The following is a 23,356-nucleotide window of genomic DNA, read 5'->3' on the forward strand; positions in this document are numbered from 1 at the left end:
GCTCACCCGTCGACCGGCCTACCGGCCCGCGAGGTCGAGGAGGTCGTCGAGGACCCGGTCCATCTGCACGACCAGGGAGAGGACCCGGTCCATCTGCACGACCAGGGACACGTGACCTTCGCCCTCCAGCAGGTGAGCACGGGCCCCGGCCACGTGCTCGGCCAGCCAGACGGCGTGCGCGAAGGGCACCATGCGGTCCTCCGTGCCCTGCCAGACGGACACCGGCACGGTGATCCGGCCGAGGTCGAAGCCCCACGGCCGGCTGTGGGTGAGGTCGTCGTCGCGCCAGCCGACGATGCCCTGGAGCCCGGCGCGCCGCGCCGAGGCGGCGAGGTACTCGGCGAGCTCTCCGGTCAGCGCCGCCTTGTCCACCTCCGGCAGCAGGTCGCCGAGGCCCAGGACGATCAGGTCGGCGGTCACCGAGAACACCGGTGTGCCGTGCTCCTCCAGGAAGGCCGTGAGGGCCGCACTGCCCTGACGGACGGCGGTGTACTCGGCGACGTTCTCCGGGGCCATCCCCGCGAGCAGGTCGAGCCCCGCGGCGTCCGGAGGTGCGATGCCCACCCCGCAGGTCGCCGCGCGACACCGGTCGGGGAGCACCGCTGCGCACGCCAGTGCCCGCGGTCCCCCGCCGGACCAGCCCAGCGTGATGAACGCGTCGTAGCCGAAGTGGTCCAGGACCGCCGCCGTGTCCAGGGCGTCGTCGGCGACGGTCGCGGTGGTCCCCGCGTCGCCCCGAGGTGTCGAGCGTCCGTAGCCCGGACGGGAACAGGCGATGGTCCGGAGACCGCGTGCGGCTGCCGGCCGCTCCAGGATCCCGTACGGGACGGCCGCCTGCGGCGTCCCGTGGTGGAACACCAGGGGGAACCCGTCGTCCGGCCCGGCGGTCAGGACCTCGAGCACCCGGCCGTCGGCCGTGGCCACCTGGTGGTTCTCGGAGCTGCTCATCAGTGCGGTCCTCTCTCGGATGCGGTGTCGCGAGGTGCGGGTCCGGACCGCCAGGTCACGGTGGACGCGGGCAGGAGGCGGTGGACGACCTCGACCAGCAGCGCACCACTCGCCCCGATCCCCACGCCGACGCCCACCGACGGCACCGTCACCTCCAGCAGGACGATCGACTGCGCGATCACCGGGACGGCGATGCACAGGAACGCGAGGCCGGTCATCGTGAGGAGCAGGCCGGCCTTCACGGTGGTGAGTGGGCGCGCCAGGATGCCCAGCGTCCACAGCGCCATCAGCAGGACCACGATCGTCGCCGTCGTCCGTGCGGCGGCCGTGTCGGCGTCAGGCTGCAGCCAGCGGGTGACCGCGTGGCCCGCGTAGGCAGCACACCCGATGAGGGCACCGGTGGGCAGGGAGAAGGTCAGCACCCGGCGAAGGAACCCGGGCAGGTAGCGCCGCCGGTTCGGGGCCAGCGCCAGGAAGAAGCCGGGTACCCCGATGGTGAGGGTCGAGATCAGGGTCAGCTGGATCGGGGCGAGCGGGTAGGCGCCCAGGGTCACGACGGTGATCAGCGCCAGCACCAGCGAGTACACGTTCTTGACCAGGAACAGGTTCGCGGCCCGCTCGATGTTGGCGATCACCCGCCGCCCCTCGGCCACCGCCTCCGGCAGGTGCGCGAACCGGCCGTCCAGGAGCACCAACTGCGCCACGGCCCGGGTGGCCGGCGATCCGTTGCCCATCGCCACGCCGATGTCGGCGTCCTTGAGGGCCAGCGCGTCATTGACGCCGTCCCCGGTCATCGCGACGACGTGCCCGCGCCGCTGCAGAGCCGCCACCATCGCCCGCTTCTGGTGCGGGGTCACCCGGCCGAAGACGCTGCAGTCCTCCACCACCTGGGCCAGCGCGTCGGCGTCCTCGGGGAGGGTGCGGGCGTCAACGGCATCGGTCGCGCCGGTCACACCGGGGACACCGACCGCGGCCGCCACGGCCCCCACGGTCCGTGGGTTGTCCCCGGAGATGACCTTGAGCGCCACGCCCTGGTCGGTGAAGTACCTGAGGACCTTGGCGGCGTCCTCCCGCAGGTGCTCGGCCAGCACCACCAGCGCAACCGGCACCAGGTCCGCCGGCAGCCGGACGTCATCGGCTGCTCCCGTCCAGGGCGCGGTCGACCGGGCGAGCAGCAGCACCCGGCGCCCCAGGGCCGCCAGGTCGTCGGCCCGGGTCCTCGCCACTGACTGGGCGACCGAGGCCGGGCTGGGCAGCACCATCTCCGGCGCCCCCAGCGCCCATGTCACCGCGTCCTCGGTTCGCACGGCGGACCACTTCCGCGCCGAGGAGAACGGCACGACGTCCAGCGGTCCGGGCCCCGACGACGGAAAGGCGGCCGCGAGTGCAGCGGCAGTCGCGTTGGCCGGGTCCGCGGCGGCCAGCATCGCCACCGCCGCGGGTGCCGCATAGGCAGCCGGGGTCAGCAGGACCAGCTCATCGAAACGCACGTCACCGTGGGTGAGCGTGCCAGTCTTGTCCAGGCAGACGACGTCCACGCGGGCCAGCCCCTCGACGGCGGGCAGCTCCTGCACCAGGGTCGAGCGGCGGGCCAGGGACACGGTGGCGACCATGAAGGCCAGCGTGGTGAGCAGCACCAGGCCCTCGGGGATCATCCCGACCAGCGCGGCGACCGTGCCGGTGACGGCGTCCTGCCAGCTCTCGTTGTCCGGCGTGCGGAACTGACTCCATAGCACGGCCGGCCCGATCACGAGCAGCATGAGCGAGATCCAGCGAAGCAGCCGGTTGGTCGCGGCGATGAGCTCCGAGTGCGTGGTGGTGAAGCGGCGCGCCTCGGTCGCGAGCCGAGCGGCGTAGGAGTCGTCCCCCACCGCTGTGGTCTGCACGAGTCCGCGTCCGGCGACGACGATCGACCCGGACAACACCGGGTCACCGCTCCCCTTGACCACCGGCTCGGACTCTCCGGTGAGCAGCGACTCGTCGACGGTCAGCCCCGTGCAGTCGCGCACGACGCCGTCGGCCGGCACCTGGTCACCGGCGACCAGGCAGAGCAGGTCGTCGAGCACCACCTCGGCCACCGCGAGATCGCGCTCGGTGGACTCGCGCACCACCCGCGCCCGCGGGGCGTTGAGCACGGCCAGCCGGTCCAGCGTCCGCTTCGCCCGCAACTCCTGGACGATGCCGATCGCCGAGTTGGCGATCACGACCCCGCCGAACAGCGCGTTCTGCCAGCGCCCGGTCAGGGCGACGAGAACGAACAACGCGACGAGCAGACCGTTGAAGAACGTGAACACGTTCGCCCGGACGATCTCGCCGATCGTGCGGCTCGTCCGCACGGTCGTGGCGTTCGTCTGCCCGGCCGCCACCCGGGCTGCGACGTCGTCGGCGCACAGGCCGGTCCGTGGCGTCCGCGGTCGTCCGGCCGGGTCGTCCGGCCCGCTGCGCTCCGAGGTGGCGACCGCACCCCCGCTCGTCGACCGCACCACCTTCACGTGCCTCAAGCTCCCAGCGGCCTGCCGCCCCAACCAGGGTCGGACGTCCCACGGAATCATGTTGCAGATACCCCCCGGGGTATCTACCATCGACTCGTGGACATCCCCCAGGGCGAGCTCGCGGACGTGGTCAAGCGCTTGCGGCGCATCGAGGGGCAGATCGGCGGCATCGTCCGGATGATCGAGGACGGGCGGGACTGCTCGGCCGTCGTGACCCAGCTGGCCGCGGCGTCGAAGGCCCTGAACAAAGCCGGCTTCGCCGTCGTCTCGACCGGGATGCGGCACTGCTCCACCACCGAGGACGGAGAGAAGCGCGAGCTCGACCTGCGCGAGCTCGAGCGCCTCTTCCTGTCACTGGCCTGACGTCGGCCAACCCCAGAGCCACCGTCGCCGACCCATCGATACCCCTACCCCGTACCGTAGGAGGACCACAGTGCAGATCGACGTGATCGAGACCTCGAGCCTCGGTGACCGCAGCTACCTGGTCACCGCGCAGGGAACCGCGGTGGTCATCGACCCACAGCGCGACATCGACCGGGTCGAAAGACTCGCCGCCGACCGGGGTGCACAGATCGCCCTGGTGCTGGAGACCCACCTGCACAACGACTACGTCACCGGGGGCCTGGAGCTGGCCCGCACCACGGGCGCTGAGTACGTGGTCCCGGCCGGGGACACCGTCTCCTACGAGCGGGTCCCGGCTGCCGACGGCGACGTGCTGACCGCCGGGCCCCTCCGCCTGCGGGTGCTGCACACCCCTGGCCACACCCACCACCACGTGAGCTACGTGCTGGCCGATTCCGGAGGGGCCGTCCAGGCGGTGTTCACCGGCGGCTCGCTGCTCTACGGTGCGACCGGCCGGACCGACCTGCTCGGGGACGCACACACCAGTGCGCTCACCCACGCCCAGTACCACTCGGTCCGCCGGCTGGCCGCCGAGCTGCCGGCCGGCACCCCGGTGTTCCCGACCCATGGCTTCGGCAGCTTCTGCTCCGCCACCCCGACCAGCGGGACCAGCTCCACCATCGGCGAGCAGGCCCGGGTGAACCCTGCGCTGACCCAGGACGAGCAGACCTTCGTCGACGAGCTCATCGCCGGCCTCGGCGCGTACCCGGCCTACTACGCACACATGGGACCGACGAACGCCGCGGGCCCCGCGCCGGTGGACCTCTCCGTACCCCGCACCATCGAGCCGGCCGAGCTGGCCCGGCGGCTCGCCGCCGGGGAATGGGTGGTCGACCTGCGGAACCGCACGGCGTTCGCGGCCGGCCACCTGCCCGGTGCGTTGTCCTTCGAGCTGTCCACGAACTTCCTCACGTACCTCGGCTGGCTCTACGACTGGGGGGCGCCGCTGACCCTGCTCGGCGAGTCCGTCGAGCAGATCACCGAAGCCCGCCGGGAACTGGTGCGGATCGGCATCGACCGCCTCGCCGGCGCCGCCACCGGCACCCCGGCGGAGCTGTCCGCAGGCGGCGCGCTCGAGTCCTACCCGGTCAGTGACTTCCCGGGACTGGCCGCAGCCCTGGCCGCCGGACCGGTGACCGTGCTGGACGCACGCCGAGACGACGAGCGGGCGAGCGGCGGGGTGCGCGGCTCGCTGCACGTGCCGGTCCACGAGCTGCTGAGCCGACTCGCCGAGGTGCCGGACGGCGAGGTGTGGGTCTACTGCGGGTCCGGCTACCGGGCGTCCATCGCCGCCTCCCTGCTGGCTCGCGCGGGTCGCCGGCCAGTGCTGGTCGACGGCGGCTACGCCGACCCCGAGACCGGTGCGGCCGCCGTCGGCCTGCACGCCGAGCCGGTCTCGACCTGAGCCCGGCTGCCGCCGGTGAGGACCCCCTGCCTCCCGGTGGCAGCCGGCCCGATCACCCACACCCCGACGAAGGAGAACTCCATGTGTCGAGCGACCACGTGCAGCACCTGTGGCAAGACCACCTGGGCCGGTTGCGGCCAGCACGTCGACCAGGTCATGGCCGGCGTGCCATCGGTCCAGCGGTGCCCGGGGCACCCACGGCCCGAACGGTCCGCCGGACGGCTCAGCCGGATCTTCGGCCGCCGGTGACCTGCCGCCCGGCGGACCGATGATCGCGGCCATCGGCCTGGGTCTGGTCATCGGGGCCCTCATCGGTCTGCTCGGCGGTGGCGGCTCGGTGCTGGCCGTCCCCGGCCTCGTCTACGCCGTCGGGCAACCGCTGCAGCAGGCGGTGGCCACCTCTCTGCTGGTCGTGGGCGTGACCGCGCTGGTGGCCCTGGCACCCCGGCTGCGGGCCGGGCAGATTGCCTGGCGGATCGGGGCGCTGTTCGGTGCGGCGGGCGCGGCGACCGCCTTCGCCGGTGCGGCGGTGAACCGGCTGCTGCCCGACGACGTCGTCCTGGCCCTGTTCGCGGCACTGATGGCGGCCGCCGGCGTACGCATGCTGCAGAACCGGCCGGACACCGGGTCGGCCTGCTCCACCGTCGGCGGCACGGTGAACTGGCGGCGGTGCCTGCCCCGGACGCTGGCCGGGGGCCTGGCCGTCGGCTTCCTCACCGGCCTGCTCGGGGTGGGCGGCGGCTTCCTGGTCATCCCGGTGCTCGTGATCGCCCTGGGGCTCCCGATGACCACGGCCATCGGTACGTCGCTGCTGATCGTGGCGGTCAACTCCGCCGCGGGTTTCGCCGCCCACGCCGGCGAGGTCGACCTCGACCTGCCGGTCACCCTCACCTTCACCGCGGTGGCCGTCGCCGCCACACTGCTGACGGCCCGGCTCGGCAGCCGGCTCGACACCGCGCGGCTCCGCCGCTGGTTCGCCGGGCTGGTCCTCCTGTTCGCCGGCGGGATCACCGTCCAGCTGGCCGCCGGGCTGATGGCCGGCTGAGCGGCCGGTTCAGCGTCCGGAGAGCTGGCGCATCCGCAGCAGGGAGACCAGCAGCGCGAGGACACCCAGACAGGCACCGATGATGCCGAGGACGAACACCACCCGCAGCACCGTCTCCCAGGTGTCGGATACGTCGAACGGGAAGACCTGCCAGATCCGCACCATCGCCGCCAGGCTGACCAGGGTGGTGACCAGGGATCCCGCCGCGGTCGGCCATGCCGGGCTGCGGAGCAGCAGGACGACGTTCACCACGATGCCCACGATGAGCGCGGCGTCCACGATGCCGAGCACCGACCGGGTGTCATCGGTGAGGAAGGTGAACTCCTGCCAGCCCGGCCAGAGGTGCAGCACCACCAGCCCCGCAGCGTTGACCAGCACGGCGACGAGGTAGCCGATCCGGTTCGTCCTCTCCTGCGCCAGCTGCGCCCGCCCTGCCTGTGTCACGGTGCCCCCTCGATGCAGCTGTCCAGGTCCTCCGCTGCAGACGCTAGGTGCGGCGCGGCGTGCACGACCGGGCCGGAGGTCGTTCGGGGCAGGGCCGAAGGTGCCCGAGCTGCTGGTCCGGTCAGCCGTGTGTCAGGAGGCTGATCGTCGGTCCGCCCCGCCGAGAGCGGGCAGCTCGTGCACCGGCGCCGCCGGGACGACGGCGAGCACCGCGGGGGGCTCCAGCGCCTCCAGTGCCGCCTCCAGCTCCGACTCCGTCCAGGACAGGTGGTTGTCCACTTGGAGGCGGTCCTAGCCGGTGAGCCGACGGCGGGAGCACGGCGTCGTGGAGAGGAGCTGGCCGAGGTCGCCGGCGAGATCGGGCCGACGCCGGCCGCGGTGCAGGACGACGGGCAGCTGCACGGACCTTGCCATGGCTCCTCCTGCCTGGGAGCGGGCTCGCGTGCCGGCCCCTCGGTCACCGTGGTCAGGGAGGCACACCGTGCCGTACCCGGGGGCCACTCCACCGGGGTCGAAGGACCCCGTTCCGGAACAGCAGCGGCCGACGAGCGTCAGGCGCCGACCGCGGCCAGCCACCAGCTGAGCTCGGCGTCGACGGCGCCGCTGGTGAACCCGGCGTGGCCGTCGGGCCGGACGGCGACGACCCCCCGGCCCGGGCTGCTGGCCAGCCGGTGCACGTGCACCAGCCGACCGACCACCGACGGGACGTGGTCGGGGGCATCGCGGTCGAGGAGCAGGTGGACCCCGGGCCGGGCGAGCAGTTCGTGCAGGCGCATGTCCCTGCCCTGGCACCTCACCGACGCGTCCGGCACCCGGTCCCCCGGGCGCAGCCGGCCGGACCGCGGGGTGCTCCCTGTCCGGGCCAGCGGGCTCCCCCGGTACCCGGTGTCCAGCTGGGCCAGCACGCGGAAGCCCCGTGCCACGAGCCGGCGCCGGGCGAGCACCCACGGCGCCAGCGGCGCGGCCAGTGGGGCCAGCGAGCCCCGCAGTGTCGCGGCCACCGGGTCGGTCGCCGACTCACCCCAGAAGAGCAGTCGGGTGAGCGCCAGCATCGCGGCGGCGACCGGACGGCGTTCGGCCTCGTAGGAGTCCAGCAGCACCTCCGGTGCGGTGCTGGTGGCGACCGCCGCGAGCCGCCAGCCCAGCGCGGTGGCGTCCTGGATGCCGGTGTTCATCCCCTGCCCGCCGGCCGGGGACCAGGCGTGCGCGGCGTCACCGGCGAGGAACAGCCGGCCGGCCCGGTAGGCCGTGGCCAACCGGTGCTGCAGGGCGATGCGGCTGGACCAGGCCACGTCGGTGACCCGGGCCGACAGCCCGGCCCCGTCGAGCAGATCCTGCAGTTCGCGGGTGGGCAGCGGCGGTCCACCGGTCCCCGGCGGGAGCCGGTCCGACGCAGCCCGGGTGGCGATCATCCGCCACGGCGCGCCCTCCCCCAGGGCGACGACCATCATCAGGCCGCCCCGGCCGACGACGACGTGCGCGGTTCCCGCGGCCAGGTCCCCCGCCAGGTCCACGTCCGCCAGCACGACTTCGGGGCGGGCGCGGGCGCCGGGCCAACCGATGCCGGCCACGGCCCGCACCGTGCTGTCGACCCCGTCGCACCCGGCGAGGGCCGCGCAGTGCACGACCTCGCTCCCGCCGTCCCGCCGCAGCACCGCGGCGACGCCGTCCGGCCCGTCCGCGACGGTCCCCAGCGGCGTCCCCCACTCCACCTGGACGCCGCGGTCGGCCAGGGCGGCGGCCAGCACCCGCTCGACCTGCTGCTGGCCCAGGAGGGTCAGGTGCGGGAAGGCGGTGTCCGGGACGGCGAGGTCACCCAGCCGGACCGGCACCGTCGACCGGCCCAGATGCAGCTCGACCGCAGGGCTGGTGTCGGCCCGGGCGAGCAGGTCGGCGGTGACCCCCAGCGGCCGGAGCACCTCCAGGGTCCGTGCGTGCACGATCATCGCCCGGGACGGGCGGCGCGGCTGGAGCCGGGCGTCCACCACCCGGACCCGGGCACCGTGGGCCGCGGCCTGCAGCGCGAGGGCCAGGCCGGTGGGCCCGGCGCCGACCACCAGCACGTCCACCGGCGGGCTCATCCCGCATCGACCAGTCGCCACCAGTCGGCGCGGCCACCCGGCGTGCCGGCCCCGAGCAGACCCGGGTCGGCCAGCACCTGGGCCCGGCGCAGTCCGGGGACGACACAGTGGTGGATCGAGCCCGGCACGCTCACCAGCGCCAGCACCCGCCACAGTGCGCGGGCGTAGGCCTCGGCCCGGTCGGGTCCGTCCCACTCGTACACCCCCCGGTAGACGTCGTGCTCGTCGGCGGCGACCCAGAACTTGGACACCAGACCGGGGAACCCGGCGAACAACGGGGTGTTCAGCAGGCTCTCGGCCCGGAACAGCGCGTGCGCCCGGGGCCCGTGGACGCCACGCAGCCGGAACTCCACGACCAGCAGGCACGGGTCGACCGGGGCGAGCCGGTCGACCCGCGTCTCCCGGTACACGGTGCCGGTCGTGCCGTCGGCGAACCGCAGGCGGAGGCCCACGTGCCGGCGGGGCAACCGGAGCCGGCGCTGGGCCAGCAGGACCCCGCAACGCAGCACGCAGCGGGCGACCGCGCGCCAGGCCTCAGCGGGTGGCAACGGCGGCCGTTCCTCCATGGCGTCCTCCTCCGGTGCGTGGGCCCTCTCCCCCACCGTGACCGGAGGGCGCGCCCTGGGCCGGTGCCGTGCGGCACCTCGTCCCGGGACCTCCGGCCCGGATGCGCCGGGTCAGAGCAGGCCACCGGCCCGCAGGTTGAGCGCGACCAGCGCCGTCAGCACCAGCAGCCCACCCGCGGTCGACAGGGCCAGCAGCACCCGGCTCAGGCTCCAGCGCTGGACGCTGATCCGTGGCCGTGGGAGCAGCAACGCGCGGAACTCCCCGACCAGGTCCCGGCCGCTCTCCCGGATCAGCCGCTGCAGCTGGCGCGGCACGGTCACCGAACCGGTCACCGCGAACGCCTCGGCGAGCTCGTCGGGTGAGAACAGGGCGGCGGCCCGGTCCAGGACGCGGTGCGGCCCGGCGACCACCCCGAGCGTGAGCAGCATGTTGGCCAGGTCGACCGACTGCCGCCAGCGCGAGGGACGCAGCTCCCCGAAGGAGACGTCGACCAGGAAGACCCGGGTGCCCTGTGCCAGCACGTTGGAGGGCTTGACGTCCCGATGTGCCGCGCCGACCGCCCACATCTGCCGGACCTGGCGCAGCGCATCGTCCACGACCGCGTCCGGGACGCCGGACTCGAGCACCTCGACGGCGTCCGGGACGAGTTCGGTGACCAGCAGGTACTCCTGGCCCGGCCGGACCTCCACGACACCGACCGGCTCGGGCACCTGCACCCCGCCGTCGCGCAGCAGCCGGCCCATGTAGTCCTCGTGCTCGACCAGCCTCCGCACCGAGGTGAACGGTGCCTCGTCCTCCAGCCGGCCGTAGAGCAGCACCCGGGCGAACTTGTACCAGCGGTCCGACCGCAGGTGGGTGGTCGAGTAGAGCTTGCCGAACAGGTACCGCGGCGGCCCGTGCACCAGCCGCAGCCGGCACGGGGTGGAGCCGGCCGACCCGTCCAGCCGGTAGGGGGTCAGCTCGTCGACGGCCACGCCCAGCTGGTCGCGGACTGCGGTGAGCACCCGGCGGGTGCGGTCGGCGTCCAGCGTGAGGTGTGCCTTCACCTCACGCCGGTAGGTGATCGGGAAGGCGTGCTCGGGCGCCAGCACCCGGGAGGCGAGCCCGGCAGCGCTGCCGCCCGCCACGGTGCTGAGCGCCGCGGCGGTGGCGGTGTCCAGCCCCAGCGCCACCCGGCCGGCCGCCATGAGCACCACGAGCCCGGCGGCCCCGGTCCACGCCCAGCGCCGGGCCCGGCCGGGCGGTACCAGGGCGGTGACGGTGGCGACCGAGACGGCGGCCAGCACCAGCAGCGGCCAGGCCGGGAGGACCAGGTCCTGCGGTGAACCGGTGAGGCCGGCGCGCACCGCCCTCGCCCACCGGGTGTCCTGGCCGGCCACGACGGCGATCGCCGAGACGACGCTGATGGTGCCCAGGTAGACGAGGAGGTGCCGCCACCGCTGGGCCCACACCAGCACGAGGGCGGCGGGCACCCAGATCACCCGGGGGCCGGCGGCCAGGACGACGTGGTCCACCGCCAGCCACGGCTGCCCGGGCCGACGCCCTTCGGGGGTCAGCAGGTCGCGGACCGTCCGGTCGAACGCCTGCACGGCCGGGAACCGGTCTGCCAGGGCGGTCAGCACCCACAGCGCGGCGACCGAGACCACCAGGACCGCCAGCCAGGACCACACCGCCCGGGGGATCCGTACCCGGTCCAGCCGGTCGGCTCCCGAGGGGCGTCGTGCGCCAGCACCCACGGGCCAGCCGGGGCGTCGCGCGTCGGCCGGCTCGACCAGCGCCCGCCACTCCACCGCCGCCACGCCCCCTCCTCCACCGTCCGGGCCGTCCCGCCGGGGCTCCGGTCGCCATCCTGCGGTCGGGCGCCCCGGAAGAGACGTGTCCCGGGCCCCCAGGCACCGGGACCTTCGTCCCGTCCTGGCTGGTCGTCCCGGACCGCCCCGCCCCGCCGTCCGTCCGGCCGGCCACCCCGGTCCGCAGGACCACGGGCCCGGTAACCGGGCCGGAAGACCCTGCTGACAATCGTCCGGGCGCGGTGGACTGGGGGCATGGACGTCCGCGTGCTCACCCGCCGCCGGCCGTCTTCCCTGGACACCCCACCTGCCACCACCCCGCCACCTGCACCTGCTCCTCTGCGGGCGCACCGGCACGCCGGGGACCTGGTGCGGGTCGGGCTCGGGCTCGCGGTGCTGGGGATCGGCTTCCTGATCGCCCGGCGGGGTGAGATCTCGCTGGTCGAACGCGACCTCTTCCGGCTCGTCAACGACCTGCCCACGCTCTTGATGCCGGTGGTCTGGCTGGTCATGCAGCTGGGCAACGTCGTCGCGGTGCCGACCCTGGCGGCGGTCGCCGCACTGGCCCGGCGGTTCCGGCTGGCCCGCGACCTGGCCGTCTCCGGCGCCCTGGCCTACCTGGTCGCGGACCAAGTGAAGGGCATCGTGCAACGCGAGCGGCCGATCGGGCTGCCGGTGGGCGACGTGCTCAACGAGCAGGTGACCGGCCTGGGCTTCATCTCCGGGCACTCCGCCGTGGCGGCCGCCCTGGCCACCGCGGCCGCTCCGCACCTCTCCCGGCGCTCCCGACGGGTGGTGTGGGTGCTGGCCTGGACGGTGGGGCTGGCCCGCATCCACGTCGGCGCGCACCTGCCGCTGGACGTCCTGGGTGGGCTCGCCGCCGGCTGGGCCATCGGCTCGCTGGTGCACTGGCTGTTCGGGGTTCCCCGCTGGGAGCCGCAGGTGGACCGGGTGGTGGCGCTGCTGTCCCGCTTCGGGCGCCCGGTGGACGACCTGCGTCCCGCCGGTGTGCGCGCGATGAGCTCCCATCCCTTCACCGGCCGGTCCGAGGGCCGCCCGGTCTTCGTGAAGGTGCTGGACCCCGACCGCTACGAACGGGACTGGCTGTACCGGGTGGCGCGCTGGGTGGCGGTCCGGGACGTCAAGGACGCCGATGCGCTGGCCCCGCTCGGGCAGCAGGCCGAGCACGAGGCGGTGGCCGCACTGACCGCTCGGCAGCGGGGCGTCCAGGTGCCGGCCGTGCTGCTGGCCCGCGGCGACGAGCGGGGGGCGGTGGTGGTGCAGGACCTGCTCCCCGGCCGGCCGCTGGACGAGCTCCCGCCCACCGAGCTGACCCCGGAGCTGCTACGCCGGGTGTGGGAGCAGGTGGCGCTGCTGCACCGGGCCCGGATCGCCCACCACGACCTGGTCGCCGCCAGCGTCCTGGTCGACCCGGACGGGCAGCCGTGGCTGCTGGACTTCGGCAACGCCCAGGTCGGTGCCGACGCCGACGCGCTGGCCGGTGACGTCGCCGAGCTGCTCGCCTCGCTGGCGGGCACCACGGACGTCGCGGTGCTGGTCCACGCCGCGGTGTCCGGCCTCGGCGCCGACGCGGTGGCCGGTGCACTGCCCGGTCTGACCTGGCTGTCCCTGTCGGCCGCGACCCGGGACCGGCTGCACCGGCAGGGCACCGGGCTGGCCGAGCTGCGGGCAGCCGTGCGCTCCCATCTCGGCCTGCCGGACCCCGACCGTCCCGGCGCCCTGCGGGTGAGCGCCCCGGCGCGGCTCGCGGCGGTCGGCTCGGCGGTCGTGGTCTTCGTCGGGTTGACCGCCATCGCGGGCCCGACGGGGGTGTTCGAGTCCGTCGAGCGCGGCGGGTGGCGGTGGCTGGGCGGGGCGCTGGCGTTCGCCCTGCTGGGCCGGGTCGCGGGGGCGGCCGCGGTGCTGGTCAGCGTGGAACGGCGGATCGCCCTCGGCCGGGCCTTCGGCGCCACCATGTCGACCGACTGCGCCAGCGTGCTGCGCGGCCGCCCCGGTGGCCGGCAGGTCGCCGCCCGTTTCCTCGAGGACGCCGGCGTGCTGACCGCGACTGCCGAGCAGGCGACCGTGCGGGTGGCCCGGGGTGCGGTGCTCGGGTCGGTGCTGGTCGCCGGCACCGCCCTGGTGCTCGGCCTGGTCCAGGGCCGGATGCCGGACTGGCGGGCGCCGGAGTCCTCGCTCCCGGTGGTGCTGGTCGGCGCCGGGGCGTTGCTGCTGGTGGCCGTCGGGCAGCTGCTGACCCGGCACGGCGTCCGGTCGGCGCCCGGGCCGCGCCTGCTGGCCAGCGGGGTGCCCCACCCATCCGACCGCGCCGCCGACGCGGTCCGCTGGGCCGCCCTGACGGGCTGGTCGGCGGCCGGCATCGCCTGGGAGGGAGCTGCGCTGGCCGCCGCGCTGCACGCGGTCGGCGCCGACGTGCCGCTGCTGGCCAGCACCATGCTGTACGCCGTGGTGCGGCTGCTCTGGGTCCTGGTCCCCGAGCTGTCCCTGCCGGGCGCCGGGGAGGTGCTCCTCCTCCTCCTCGCGCTCACCGCGCTCGGCGCCCCGCTGGCCGATGCCTGCGCCGCCGTCCTCCTCTACCGGCTGCTCACGTTCTGGTTGCCGGTCGGCGGCGGGGCGCTGCTGATCGGCGCCGTCCAACGGCACGGCCTCCGGTGACCAGCGGCCTCCGGCGGGCCCTCACCGGCCCGGCGGCGCGGGTGACGCTGAGCCTGCTGGTGGTCGTCGTCGTCTTCGCCGGCGTGCTCCCCCGCATCGGGGACTACTCGGCGGCCTGGTCCCTCGTGCAGGACCTGACCTGGCGGGAGACGACGCTGCTGCTGGCGGTGGCCCTGGTCAACCTGGTCTCCTACGCGCCGCTGTGGGCGATCGCGCTGCCCGGCCTCGGCTGGTGGCGGGCGGTCCTCACCGACCAGGCGTCCACCGCCATCAGCAACACGGTGCCGGCCGGGTTCGCCTTCGGCGTGGGGACGACGGCGGCGATGCACCACTCCTTCGGCCACCCACCCGCGGCCATCACCCGGGCCGTGGTCGTGACCGGCATCTGGAACAACTTCGTCAAGCTCGGGACGCCGGTCGTGGCGCTGGTGGCCCTGGCGCTCACCGGCGACGCGAACCGTGGGCTGGCGGTCGCCGCGGTGCTGGGCAGCGTCGTGCTGGTGCTGGCCATCGGCCTGTTGTCGGCCGTCCTGGTGCACCGCGGTGCCGCGATCAGGCTGTCCCGTGCTGCCGAACGGGTGGCCCAGCGGTGCTCGGGCCGGCTCCGGTACCCGGCGCCCCGCGGCTGGGTCGAACGGGTCGACCGGTTCCGGGCCGAGTCCAGGACGCTGCTGCAGCGGCGCTGGGCGGCCCTCACCCTCGCTGCGGTCGGCAGCCACGCCGCGCTGTTCCTGGTGCTGCTGACCACGCTGCGCTGTGTCGGCGGCACCGGCGCAGACGTCTCATGGGCCCGGGTGCTGGCCGTCTTCGCGCTGACCCGGCTGGTCACCCTGGTGCCGGTGACCCCGGGAGCGCTGGGGGTGGCCGAGCTCAGCTACGTCGCCGGCCTCACCGCGGTGGGCGTGGGCGCCGCCGCGGCGACCGGTGCCGTGCTGCTGTTCCGGTTCCTCACCTGGTTCCTGCCGATCCCCTCCGGCGTGGTCGCCTGGGCGCTGTGGCGGCAGGGGGTCGGCCTGCCGCACGGCCCCGCGAGCGAGCCGGCGTTGTCGACCCGGTGACGCCGCGCGTCCGCCGCCGGCGACGGGACGCCGCGACCGCCGCCGTGTCCCTGGCCGTGACCGCGGTGTGCTGCGGGGCGGTGGCGTCCGGTCGGGTCGGCGGGACCGAGCTGGCGGTGTTCCGGTTCGTCAACGGCTGGCCGGACGCCTGGCAGGCCCCGCTGTACGGCTTCCAGCTGCTGGGCGTGCTCGGCATGCCGCTGCTGGTCGCCGTGCCGGCAGCGGTGCTGCGCCGCTGGCGGCTGGTGCTCGCGCTGGCCGCCCTGGTGCCGGTGAAGCTGCTGGTCGAGCACGGCGTGCTCAAGGCCCTGGTCCAGCGGGAACGTCCGGGCACCACCATCCCGGGCGCAGTGCTGCGGGACGTGCCCTCGGCGGGGCTGTCGTTCCCCTCCGGGCACGCGGTCGTCGCCTTCGGCGTCGTCGTGCTGCTCGCGCCGTACCTGCGCCGGCGCTGGCAGGCCGTCGTCCTGGCGCTCGCGGTGCTCAACGGCGTCGCCCGGGTGTACCTGGGTGGTCACGCGCCGCTGGACGTCGTCGGTGGGGCGGCCGCCGGCGTGACGATCGGCGCCCTGCTCCAACTGGTGGTCGGCGTACCGGACACCGCCGGGGCGAGGTCAGGATCAGCCCGCGGCGATCGTGTGCAGGGCTGCCCGGAGCCGGTCCCGGGCCTCCGCGGCCATCGGCTGCAGCTCCGCCTGCCCGGTGACCCCCACCATCACCGCCGGCTCCAGCGTGGACACCAGCGTCCCGCCGTCCGGGAGTGACCGGACGACGACGTTGCAGGGCAGCAGCAGGCCGAGGTCTGGCTCGATCTGCAGCCCTTGGTGCGCCAGCCCCGGGTTGCAGGCACCCAGGACCAGCTGCGGCGGCAGCTCCACCCCCAGTTTGGCCTGCAGCGTGGCCGCGATGTCGATCTCGGTCAGCACCCCGAACCCCTGATCGGCGAGCGCGGCGCGGGTGCGCTCGACGGCGTCCGCGAACGGGACGTCCACCCGGACGCCCATCCCGAAACCCGTGGTGCGCATCGCACCGGCGTCCTCGGTCACCACTGCACCTCTGCCGAGCCGTCCTCCGCGGCAGCGGGGCGGACCAGCTCCCCGATCTCCAGCCGGGCCACCCGCAGGTCGCGGATGTCGGCACGCCGCACCGTCAGCCGACCGACGCGGACCAGGCCGATCGTCAGGGCACCCACGGTCAGCGCCCCCAGCGCGAACGAGCCGGCCGCCAACGCGCCCGCCGCCGCGGCGCCGGTGGCCACCCGCTGGGCCGCCACCCCCTGCACGGACGCCGATCCCGGGCACGGTGCACTCCTCGCCGTTCTCCTGGTCCTCATCGGTCCTCCTCCGTCGCCGTCGGACGCGAGGGCCCGCGCCCGGTTCGACCCTCCTGCGGATCCGGCCCTCCGCACACGGCCCTTGGTCCCTGCCCCGGCCGCCGATGGGCACGCCGGGGCGTCGGCCGGTGGCCGGACCCGGCCCCGCCGCTCAAGCGTGCAGGACGGCGGCGCCGCTGAACCGGCCGTCGGCCAGGTCCGCCAGCACGACCTGCGCCTGCGCCATCGGGTAGCCCACGGTCGTGGCGTGCACGCCGAGCCGCACCGCCAGCTGCAGGAACTCCTCGCCGTCCCGGCGGGTGTTCGCGGTGGCGCTGCGCAGCCGGCGCTCCTGGAACAGCGCGGTCGCGTAGTCGAGCGCCGGGACGGCCGACAGCCAGATCCCGGCCACCGCGAGGGTCCCGCCGCGGTCCAGCGCGCGCAGCGCGACCCGGACCAGCTCACTGGCCGGGGTGAAGAGCACGGCGCCGTCCAGCGGCTCCGGTGGCGCGTCCGCCGGGCGCTGCGCAGCGCCCGGTACCCGATGGTCCCCGCACAGAGCAGTGGCGCGGCCTGCTCGTCGGTCAGCGCCTCGGGCAGCCGGTAGGCGAACCGCTCGTCGACGAGGCAGCTGTCGGCGAACCCGCCGTCCAGGTCCCACCCGGTGAACTCCGGGTGCACGCAGAGGTTCGCCGCGCCGCGACGGCAGAACCGGCAGGTCGCTCGCGGCCGGGGCCGGGCTCGGCCCGCTCGACCCGGCGCAGCGGCCCGGCCTCCATCGGCCCGGGACGGTCGACCACCCATGCCTGCATGCCGGCTCCTCCTCCTGCGACGGACCGGGGCGATCAGTGCGCGGCGGCCAGCGTCGCCGTCCCCGGGTCCCGACGCGCCTCCGCGGGCGGGTGGACGACCATGACCGGGCACCGGGCGTGGACGACGCAGTGCAGCGCGGCGGACCCGAGCACCATCCCGGGCAGGCGGCTGCGGCTCCGGCTGCCCACCACGAGCAGCCCCGCGCCTGCCGCCCGCTGGACGAGTGCGTCCCCCGCCGGCCCCTCGACCGTGACCACGTGGGCGGAGACGGCCGGCTGGTCACCCAGCACCTCGGCGACCTCCTCCTCGGCCCTGCGCCGTGTCGCGTCCCGGAGTCCCTGGAACGACTGGGCCAGGACGACGTACATCTCGCTCCAGTGGTCCGGCAGCTGGAAGGCCGCCACGACCTCGACCTCGGCACCGGTCTGCGCAGCCGTCGCGACCGCCTCCACCAGCGCTGCCCGCGACGCCACGGAGCCGTCCACCCCGACCACCACCCGCGGACGGGTCTCCACCGCCTCCGGCCGGTGCACCACGACGACCGGGCAGCTGGCGTGCGTCGAGCAGTGCAGCGCGACCGACCCGAGCAGGGTGCTGCGCACGCCGCCCCGGCCCCGGCTGCCGACCACCAGCTGCCGGGCACCGTCGGCGATCTGGACGAGGTGCTCGGCAGCCGCGCCCGGGACGACGACGACCTCGACGGCGACCGAGGAGGTGCCGGGCACCGCCGCCACGGCCGGCTCACGCCGGACCGTGTCCACCAGTTCCCGCGTGCGTGCCTCGGTGTCGGACCGGAGCGCCTCGATCCGCCCCCGGTCCAGCAGGTACGGATCGGTCCAGTAGAAGTCGACGGGGAACGCCGAGACCACCTCCAGCGTCGCGCCGGTCCTCGCCGCGGACGCCAGCGCCCAGGCCAGCGCGGCCGTCGAGCCGGCCGACCCGTCGACGCCGACGACCACCCGCGGGTGCACCCCGGCTGCCGGGTCGGGTCCCGGTCGGTCGGTCAGCTCGGTCCCGTCGTCCACGACGGCCTCCTCCTGGTCGATGCCGGGCTGCGCCCGCCGGGTCGGGTGCCAGGGTGGCCGGGAGCCCGGCCCGGCGTGGACGTCCACAGGTCCCCGGCGACGGGGACGTAGGTCCCCCCGGGCCGGCTCACCTCGGCCCGCCGGACGGCGTCAGGCTCGGGTCGCCGCTCGGGGTGGGCCGGGTGCCGGCCGGGGCCGGCCCCGGTCCGGCCGGCGGTGCCGGAGGGCCACCGGGAGCCGGGGGCGCCGGCCGTGCCTGCGCCCGGTGCACCGCCAGCGCGATCAGCAGGACACCACCGGCCAGCAGCACCACCCCGGTCGCCAGCAGACCACCGGCCACCCAGGGCAGCGCCGGCGCTGTCGCCGCCAGGGCCAGGTCGACCGACATCCCGGCCGAGCCGTCGGTGGGCATGACGACCACGGTCCAGTCGCCGTCCGAGGGCACCCACTCCAGCACCTGGGTGCCGGTCCCCGCGGCCGACGCCGCCCAGATGCCGACCTCGCCCGGATCGCCGGCCGGTGGCCCGCCCGGCAGGTCACGCAACGCCGCTGGGTCCATCCGGTCGCCGGTCACCGGGTCGTCGTCCCAACCCCATCCCCAGCCCCAGCGGTCCGGCCCGGCGCCCAGTTCCTGCACCTGGGTCCGCCCGACCCCACCGAGGTACTCGGCGACCGCGGCACTCGGCGCGACGCCCACGAAGACCTCCTCGCCGTCCAGCGGCGTCGCCTCGAGCCGGACGCGCCCCAGCACCTCGTCGAGCACCCAGTCGGCGCCCTCGGTGTGCAGCTGGAGGTCCTCGCTCACCAGGGCGTGCCGGGCAGTGGACGCCTCGACCGTCGGGCTGGTCAGCCAGCCGCCGTCCCGCTGGGTGCGGTCGGCCCACAGCAGGGCCGCACCGGCCGTCAGCGGCCCGGTGGAGGCCAGGACCAGGACCGCACCGAGGACGAGCGCCACCACCTTCCCGCCGGTCCACCGGCTGTGCGCGGAGTCGTCCCCCATGCCGTGGGTGACCGGATCGGTCGCGGTCGAGCCGGTCGCGGCCGGCACCGGGCCGGACGGCACGGCGGTCGTCCCGACGTCTTGTCCCGTCCTGGCAGGGCCGGGCGGCGGGCCGAGGACCGGCGAGCCCGGGTCGGTGCCGCCCATGTCCAGCCGGAACGGCGGGTAGCGGTCGGTCATCAACGCGGCGTAGGCCGCCACCCGCAGGACCCAGCGGTCCATGCCCAGGACGAAGTCCCAGACCTGCCGCGGGTAGCGCCCGGTGAACAGCAGCACGACGGCGGCGACCAGCACCAGCAGACCGATCAGCCCGCCGAACGCCCAGCCGTCGTCGTTCCCGCCGTCGCGGGGCCAGGTGCTCAGCCACAGGCCGCCGCCGGCGAACACCGCGACGACCAGGTAGTGCGGCAGCGCCAGCAGCCACCACTTGACCAGCACCAGTCCCCGGGAGAGCCGCTCGGGGTGGGGCACGTGCAGCCGGGCCGGGTAGTCGGGGACGTCGGCGAGCGTGAACGGCGGGTACCGGTCGGTACCCAGCGCCGCGTAGCCGTAGTACTGCACCCGCCAGCTCCACCGCAGGACGCCGACGTTGAAGTCGAACAGCGCCCGCGGGTAGCGGCCGGTGACCAGGATGGCGACGAAGGCGATCACCGACACGACGAGGAACGCGGCCCACAGGAACACCAGGACGACGGCGTGCGGGATGAGCAGCAGCCACTTGACCAGCCACAGCCAGCGACTCACCGGTGTGTCCAGCGCTGCGTCGACGCGCACGGGGTACGGCGTGTGCTCTTCGGTCACCGCGGGCCTCCTCGGCCGCCCGCCTCGTCCGTGCGGTCGCGACGGCCGCCGGCGGGGTCGGGTCGAGCGTGTCGCCGGCCCCCGGCCGTGCGACACGGACCTTGGTCGCTGCCCAGCGGGGTCACAGGTCGACCGGTGACCAGTACCCGGAGGACCTTCCGCGCCGCGCCCGGGACGTCGGCCTCCTGCCTCCGGGACACGCCGCGGGCAGGCTCCTGCTCCAGGCACTGCACCGGGAGCGAGGAGCCCGAGATGCCCGATCAGCCGGGTGCCCCCCGTCGCGCGCCGCGCCCTGCCGCCCGGAGGTCCGGGCCGCTGGTGCGGCCGTCGGACCGGATCGAGTCGGCCTCCCGCTTCCTCGCCGCCGTCGTCCTCCTGCTGGCCCTGCCGGTCGCCCTGGCCGTCGGCACGGCCTTCGGGGCGGAGACCGCCGCCCGGGCACGGGAGCAAGCCGCGGTGCTGCACCAGCAGGAGGCGCGGCTCCTCGAGGACGCGCCGAGGACTGCGTCCAGGAGCGAGGTGCTCACGGTCCCCCTCCCCGCGACCTGGGCGGCACCGGACGGCACCGCCCGCGAGGGCGTGGTGCTCGCCCCACGCGATGCCCGGGCCGGCGACGTGGTCGGCATCTGGACGGACCGGGACGGGCTGCAGGCCCACGCGCCGCTCGGTGCCACCGACGTGGGCACCGTCGCGGCGATCACCGGCCTGTTCACCCTGCTGGGTGTGGCGCTGACCGCGGTCGGCGGCCACCTCCTGGTGTGCCGGTCGCTGTGGCGCCGCAGCGCCCGGGAGTGGGAGGAGGAGTGGCGCACGGTCGAGCCGCGGTGGTCCGGCCGCCGCTGAGCACCGTGCGCCGTGGAGCCGAGGGACAGAGGTCCCCGGACCGTGCAACCGCAGGTCCCTGGCGTCCCCCGGGGCCGTCGAGCACGGTCGGATCGACCCGGAGGTGCCGGGAGCACCGGAGGCCGGCCGGGCGACGCGCGGGCTCCCGCGGCCGGACGCGTTCATCCCGATCGAGGAGGCAGTCATGAGCAACCCCACCACCGGTCAGCCCGTCGTCGCAGGCGTGGACGGTTCCGACCGGTCCCTGCATGGCGTGCGGCTCGCCGCCGAGGAGGCCCGGCTCCGCGACGCGCCCCTGCGCCTGGTCCACGCCATGCCCTGGCCGCTGCGCGGCATCGTCACCCCGCCGCCGCCGGGCACGGACCTGCACGCGCTGCTCCGCGGCAGCGCGGAGGCCGTGCTGCAGGGCCCGGCGGCCGAGGCCGAGGCCGTCCTCGGCGCCGAGCGGGTCACCCGGTCCGTCGTGGAGGGGCCTCCGGCGGAGGCGCTCTGTGCTGCCTCCGCCGATGCCCAGCTGCTGGTCGTCGGCAGCCGGGGCGGCGGGGGCGTCACTGGTCTGGCCGTCGGTTCGACGGCCACCGGCGTGGTCGCCGCGGCCCAGTGCCCGGTGCTCGTGCTGCCCGACGACACCGGGGTGACGGTGAGCCGGCGCCGGTCGGTGGTGGTCGGGGTCGAGGGGCGTCCAGGGGACGACGAGGTGCTCGCGTTCGCGGTGACGGAGGCCGCCGTCCGGGACACCGACCTGATCGCCGTGCACGTCTGGCAGGACGTCCGCCTCGAGGCCGCCCACGAGGCGCTGAGCCCGCCGGTGGACTGGGGCGGGGTCCGGGCCGCCGAGGAACGGGTGCTCGCCGAGACGCTCGCCGGGTGGCGGGCCGAGGAACCGGACCTGGAGATCCGCGAGGTGGTGCTCCGCGACCGCACGGCGCGCGGTCTCCTCATGGTGGCGCTGACCGCGGAGCTGTTGGTCGTCGGGCACCGCCGCCGGCACCGGCTGGCGGCCTTCGGGTCCACGACGCACGGGGTGCTGCACCGGGCCGGGTGTCCGCTCGCGGTGGTCCCGGTGACCGCGGGACCGGAGCGCTGACCGTGTACGCCGAGGTGGGCAACTGGCTCGTCGTCCAGAACCGGCTGCTGGACCACCCCGTGCGAGCTGGACAGATCGTCGCGGTCCCGCACCCGGACGGGTCGCCGCCCTACGTGGTGCACTGGCTGGACGACGAGCGGACCAGTGTGGTGTTCCCGGGGGCGGACGCCGTCGTGACCAGCGCCCCGCCCCGCCGGGCGCCCGTGCCGACCGACACGTGACCGACGTCCCGTGACCATGGACACCACCGGTGCACTGGTCGGCTACGCCACGGCCGCCGGGTCGACCCGGGGCGTGGCCGAACGGATCGCTGCCCGGCTCCGCCGGTCCGCCGTGCCGGTGACCTGCCTGCCACTCGGTCCCGACGTGGCACCGGAGGACTTCGGTGCCTGGGTGCTGGGCAGCGCGGTGCACGGCATGGCGTGGCTGCCGTCGGCGCTCGACTTCCTCCAGCGCGCGGCCGAGGTCCCCGCACGGCCGTGCTGGGCGTTCAGCGTGGGAGGCATGGCGCCCGCGGGACCGCTCCGCCGGCGGATGGTCGCGCAGGAGCTGCGCCGGGTGCAGCGGGGGTTCCCGCCGCACCTCGTCGTCCGGGACCACCAGCTCTTCGTGGGCGTCGTGGACACCAGCCAGGTGAACGCGGCCGGCCGGGCCTGCTGGCGCGCGGTCGGGGGCCGCCCGGGTGACCAGCGCGACTGGCCGGCGATCGACCGCTGGGCGGCGGAGGTGGCCGCCGGTCTGCAGGCTCACCAGCGGACGGGCCCGGGCACGACCTGACGTCCCCGGGCCACGGGACCTCCGGCTCTCCCCCGGCGCCTCCCGGCGGACCAGGCTCGGCGGGGCCCAGCCGCCCAGGGCACTGATCGCGCACGCCGGTGTCGAGCAGGCCCTGGACCCGGCGCTCGCCGGAGAGACGGCTGGGTGGTCCGGGCGAGGGCGGGCAGCTCCGGAGGGCGTCCCCGGTGCCAACGTGGCCGGGTACCCGGACGGCGTCGTGCCCGTGCGGCACTTCGCCGGCCGGGAGCAGGCCCAGGTCACCCTCGGCCGGGAGGAGACCGACGGCACCGTGCTCGCCCTGCTCGCCACCGCCGGAGCCTCCCCGTTGGAGGACCTGGCCTGCGGCGAGGCGCTGAGCGCCGTGCTGCTCACCGCGACGCGCTGGGGCGTGGCCAGTGACCCGATCAGCCAGCCCCTGGAGGTGCCCGCGACCCGGGCGGAACTGCGCCGGGCGATCCTCGGTGGCGAGGGAGAGCCGCAGCTGCTGCTGCGGCTGGGGTGGGCCTCGATCAGCGCCGACCCCGTCCCGCGCACCGGACGCCGCCCGGTGGACGAGACCATCCGGTCACTCGACGCGCCGTGGGAGCCGCCCGCCCACCGCTGACCGTCCTCGACCGGGCCGGCGGGAGGGTCGACCGGGGAGGTGGTGCGGACGGTCCCGTCCCGCTGCGCCGCCTCGTGCAGCGCTCAGAACAGACGCCCGGCCCGGGACCCGACCAGGGCCACTGGTCCCGGGGCTCGACGTCCGGAGGACCTTCCGTCCGACCCGACATCGGCGCAGCCTCCCTCG

Annotated in this window: 23 protein-coding genes and 1 pseudogene; 11 read left to right on the forward strand and 13 right to left on the reverse strand. The window is 75.5% G+C overall.

The window, feature by feature from the left end; translation table 11 throughout:
- Positions 1-18: 18 nt before the first annotated feature.
- On the reverse strand, positions 19-948 hold the full coding sequence (locus tag O2V61_RS16980; protein ID WP_269184446.1) for an alpha/beta fold hydrolase: 930 nt from the start codon (positions 946-948) through the stop codon (positions 19-21).
- Complete coding sequence (locus tag O2V61_RS16985; protein WP_269184447.1) at positions 948-3,440, reverse strand: HAD-IC family P-type ATPase; 2,493 nt, start codon at positions 3,438-3,440, stop codon at positions 948-950. Before O2V61_RS16985 ends, O2V61_RS16980 begins: the two co-directional genes overlap by 1 nt.
- Positions 3,441-3,536: 96 nt before the next feature.
- Between O2V61_RS16985 and O2V61_RS16990 the strand changes: the two genes are divergently transcribed.
- From O2V61_RS16990 to O2V61_RS17000, 3 genes are all read left to right on the forward strand, one after another.
- Complete coding sequence (locus tag O2V61_RS16990; RefSeq protein WP_269184448.1) at positions 3,537-3,803, forward strand: metal-sensitive transcriptional regulator; 267 nt, start codon at positions 3,537-3,539, stop codon at positions 3,801-3,803.
- A gap of 70 nt (positions 3,804-3,873) precedes the next feature.
- The gene (locus O2V61_RS16995; RefSeq protein WP_269184449.1) at positions 3,874-5,247 is read left to right on the forward strand and encodes an MBL fold metallo-hydrolase; all 1,374 of its coding nucleotides are present in this window, start codon (positions 3,874-3,876) and stop codon (positions 5,245-5,247) included.
- A 268-nt stretch (positions 5,248-5,515) separates the two neighbouring features.
- On the forward strand, positions 5,516-6,292 hold the full coding sequence (locus O2V61_RS17000) for a sulfite exporter TauE/SafE family protein (RefSeq protein WP_269184450.1): 777 nt from the start codon (positions 5,516-5,518) through the stop codon (positions 6,290-6,292).
- Positions 6,293-6,301: 9 nt separating this feature from the next.
- Here the strand turns inward: O2V61_RS17000 and O2V61_RS17005 are convergent, their stop codons facing one another.
- The 6 genes from O2V61_RS17005 to O2V61_RS17030 all read right to left on the reverse strand — a co-directional run bounded on the left by O2V61_RS17005 (position 6,302) and on the right by O2V61_RS17030 (position 11,183).
- Positions 6,302-6,736: a hypothetical protein gene (locus tag O2V61_RS17005; RefSeq protein ID WP_269184451.1), complete on the reverse strand. Its 435-nt coding sequence runs from the start codon at positions 6,734-6,736 to the stop codon at positions 6,302-6,304.
- A gap of 132 nt (positions 6,737-6,868) precedes the next feature.
- Positions 6,869-7,015, reverse strand: coding sequence for a hypothetical protein (locus O2V61_RS17010; protein WP_269184452.1), 147 nt, complete (start codon positions 7,013-7,015; stop codon positions 6,869-6,871).
- A gap of 12 nt (positions 7,016-7,027) precedes the next feature.
- Complete coding sequence (locus tag O2V61_RS17015) at positions 7,028-7,150, reverse strand: hypothetical protein (protein ID WP_269184453.1); 123 nt, start codon at positions 7,148-7,150, stop codon at positions 7,028-7,030.
- A gap of 137 nt (positions 7,151-7,287) precedes the next feature.
- Entirely contained in the window at positions 7,288-8,817 is a 1,530-nt protein-coding gene (locus O2V61_RS17020) for an FAD-dependent monooxygenase (RefSeq protein WP_269184454.1), read from the reverse strand.
- Positions 8,814-9,383 (reverse strand): hypothetical protein, encoded by a 570-nt coding sequence (locus O2V61_RS17025; protein WP_269184455.1) that lies wholly within the window; start codon positions 9,381-9,383, stop codon positions 8,814-8,816. Before O2V61_RS17025 ends, O2V61_RS17020 begins: the two co-directional genes overlap by 4 nt.
- Before the next feature lie 111 nt (positions 9,384-9,494).
- Positions 9,495-11,183, reverse strand: coding sequence for a hypothetical protein (locus O2V61_RS17030; RefSeq protein ID WP_269184456.1), 1,689 nt, complete (start codon positions 11,181-11,183; stop codon positions 9,495-9,497).
- A 246-nt stretch (positions 11,184-11,429) separates the two neighbouring features.
- Between O2V61_RS17030 and O2V61_RS17035 the strand changes: the two genes are divergently transcribed.
- The 3 genes and pseudogenes from O2V61_RS17035 to O2V61_RS17045 form a co-directional block, all read left to right on the forward strand.
- Positions 11,430-13,850, forward strand: coding sequence for a phosphatase PAP2 family protein (locus O2V61_RS17035; RefSeq protein ID WP_269184457.1), 2,421 nt, complete (start codon positions 11,430-11,432; stop codon positions 13,848-13,850).
- Positions 13,847-14,908 (forward strand): lysylphosphatidylglycerol synthase transmembrane domain-containing protein, encoded by a 1,062-nt coding sequence (locus tag O2V61_RS17040; protein WP_269184458.1) that lies wholly within the window; start codon positions 13,847-13,849, stop codon positions 14,906-14,908. The genes O2V61_RS17035 and O2V61_RS17040 overlap by 4 nt, the downstream gene beginning before the upstream one ends.
- A 194-nt stretch (positions 14,909-15,102) precedes the next feature.
- A pseudogene (locus O2V61_RS17045) lies at positions 15,103-15,471 on the forward strand (phosphatase PAP2 family protein); the annotation flags it as partial.
- 57 nt (positions 15,472-15,528) lie between these two features.
- Here O2V61_RS17045 and O2V61_RS17050 read toward each other — a convergent pair.
- The 5 genes from O2V61_RS17050 to O2V61_RS17070 form a co-directional block, all read right to left on the reverse strand.
- Positions 15,529-15,954: a DUF302 domain-containing protein gene (locus O2V61_RS17050; protein WP_269184459.1), complete on the reverse strand. Its 426-nt coding sequence runs from the start codon at positions 15,952-15,954 to the stop codon at positions 15,529-15,531.
- The gene (locus O2V61_RS17055) at positions 15,951-16,241 is read right to left on the reverse strand and encodes a hypothetical protein (protein ID WP_269184460.1); all 291 of its coding nucleotides are present in this window, start codon (positions 16,239-16,241) and stop codon (positions 15,951-15,953) included. The genes O2V61_RS17050 and O2V61_RS17055 overlap by 4 nt, the downstream gene beginning before the upstream one ends.
- A 151-nt stretch (positions 16,242-16,392) precedes the next feature.
- The gene (locus O2V61_RS17060) at positions 16,393-16,704 is read right to left on the reverse strand and encodes a hypothetical protein (RefSeq protein ID WP_269184461.1); all 312 of its coding nucleotides are present in this window, start codon (positions 16,702-16,704) and stop codon (positions 16,393-16,395) included.
- Positions 16,705-17,065: 361 nt separating this feature from the next.
- Entirely contained in the window at positions 17,066-18,058 is a 993-nt protein-coding gene (locus O2V61_RS17065; protein WP_269184462.1) for a universal stress protein, read from the reverse strand.
- Between the two features lie 127 nt (positions 18,059-18,185).
- Positions 18,186-19,859, reverse strand: a complete 1,674-nt coding sequence (locus O2V61_RS17070; RefSeq protein ID WP_269184463.1) for a DUF4389 domain-containing protein — start codon at positions 19,857-19,859, stop codon at positions 18,186-18,188.
- 252 nt (positions 19,860-20,111) lie between these two features.
- On the opposite strand from O2V61_RS17070, the gene O2V61_RS17075 reads away from it, so the two are divergent.
- The 5 genes from O2V61_RS17075 (at position 20,112) to O2V61_RS17095 (ending at position 23,170) form a co-directional block, all read left to right on the forward strand.
- The gene (locus O2V61_RS17075) at positions 20,112-20,702 is read left to right on the forward strand and encodes an Rv1733c family protein (RefSeq protein WP_269184464.1); all 591 of its coding nucleotides are present in this window, start codon (positions 20,112-20,114) and stop codon (positions 20,700-20,702) included.
- Positions 20,703-20,886: 184 nt separating this feature from the next.
- The gene (locus O2V61_RS17080; protein ID WP_269184465.1) at positions 20,887-21,789 is read left to right on the forward strand and encodes a universal stress protein; all 903 of its coding nucleotides are present in this window, start codon (positions 20,887-20,889) and stop codon (positions 21,787-21,789) included.
- 2 nt (positions 21,790-21,791) lie between these two features.
- A complete protein-coding gene (locus O2V61_RS17085) occupies positions 21,792-22,010 on the forward strand; it encodes a DUF1918 domain-containing protein (protein ID WP_269184466.1) in 219 nt (72 codons plus the stop codon).
- A 16-nt stretch (positions 22,011-22,026) separates the two neighbouring features.
- The gene (locus tag O2V61_RS17090) at positions 22,027-22,566 is read left to right on the forward strand and encodes a flavodoxin domain-containing protein (protein WP_269185378.1); all 540 of its coding nucleotides are present in this window, start codon (positions 22,027-22,029) and stop codon (positions 22,564-22,566) included.
- Positions 22,567-22,759: 193 nt separating this feature from the next.
- Positions 22,760-23,170: a hypothetical protein gene (locus O2V61_RS17095; RefSeq protein WP_269184467.1), complete on the forward strand. Its 411-nt coding sequence runs from the start codon at positions 22,760-22,762 to the stop codon at positions 23,168-23,170.
- Positions 23,171-23,356 lie beyond the last annotated feature (186 nt).

The organism is Modestobacter sp. VKM Ac-2985 (genome assembly GCF_026967925.1).
Classification (GTDB): domain Bacteria; phylum Actinomycetota; class Actinomycetes; order Mycobacteriales; family Geodermatophilaceae; genus Modestobacter.

Bases quoted from the DNA above. Each gene is read 5' to 3' on its own strand.
- O2V61_RS16980 (WP_269184446.1), bottom strand. From the start codon at position 948: ATGAGCAGCTCCGAGAACCACCAGGTGGCCACGGCCGACGGCCGGGTG.
- O2V61_RS17000 (WP_269184450.1), top strand. From the start codon at position 5,516: ATGATCGCGGCCATCGGCCTGGGTCTGGTCATCGGGGCCCTCATCGGT.
- O2V61_RS17015 (WP_269184453.1), bottom strand. From the start codon at position 7,150: ATGGCAAGGTCCGTGCAGCTGCCCGTCGTCCTGCACCGCGGCCGGCGT.
- O2V61_RS17020 (WP_269184454.1), bottom strand. From the start codon at position 8,817: ATGAGCCCGCCGGTGGACGTGCTGGTGGTCGGCGCCGGGCCCACCGGC.
- O2V61_RS17025 (WP_269184455.1), bottom strand. From the start codon at position 9,383: ATGGAGGAACGGCCGCCGTTGCCACCCGCTGAGGCCTGGCGCGCGGTC.
- O2V61_RS17035 (WP_269184457.1), top strand. From the start codon at position 11,430: ATGGACGTCCGCGTGCTCACCCGCCGCCGGCCGTCTTCCCTGGACACC.
- O2V61_RS17055 (WP_269184460.1), bottom strand. From the start codon at position 16,241: ATGAGGACCAGGAGAACGGCGAGGAGTGCACCGTGCCCGGGATCGGCG.
- O2V61_RS17075 (WP_269184464.1), top strand. From the start codon at position 20,112: ATGCCCGATCAGCCGGGTGCCCCCCGTCGCGCGCCGCGCCCTGCCGCC.
- O2V61_RS17080 (WP_269184465.1), top strand. From the start codon at position 20,887: ATGAGCAACCCCACCACCGGTCAGCCCGTCGTCGCAGGCGTGGACGGT.
- O2V61_RS17090 (WP_269185378.1), top strand. From the start codon at position 22,027: ATGGACACCACCGGTGCACTGGTCGGCTACGCCACGGCCGCCGGGTCG.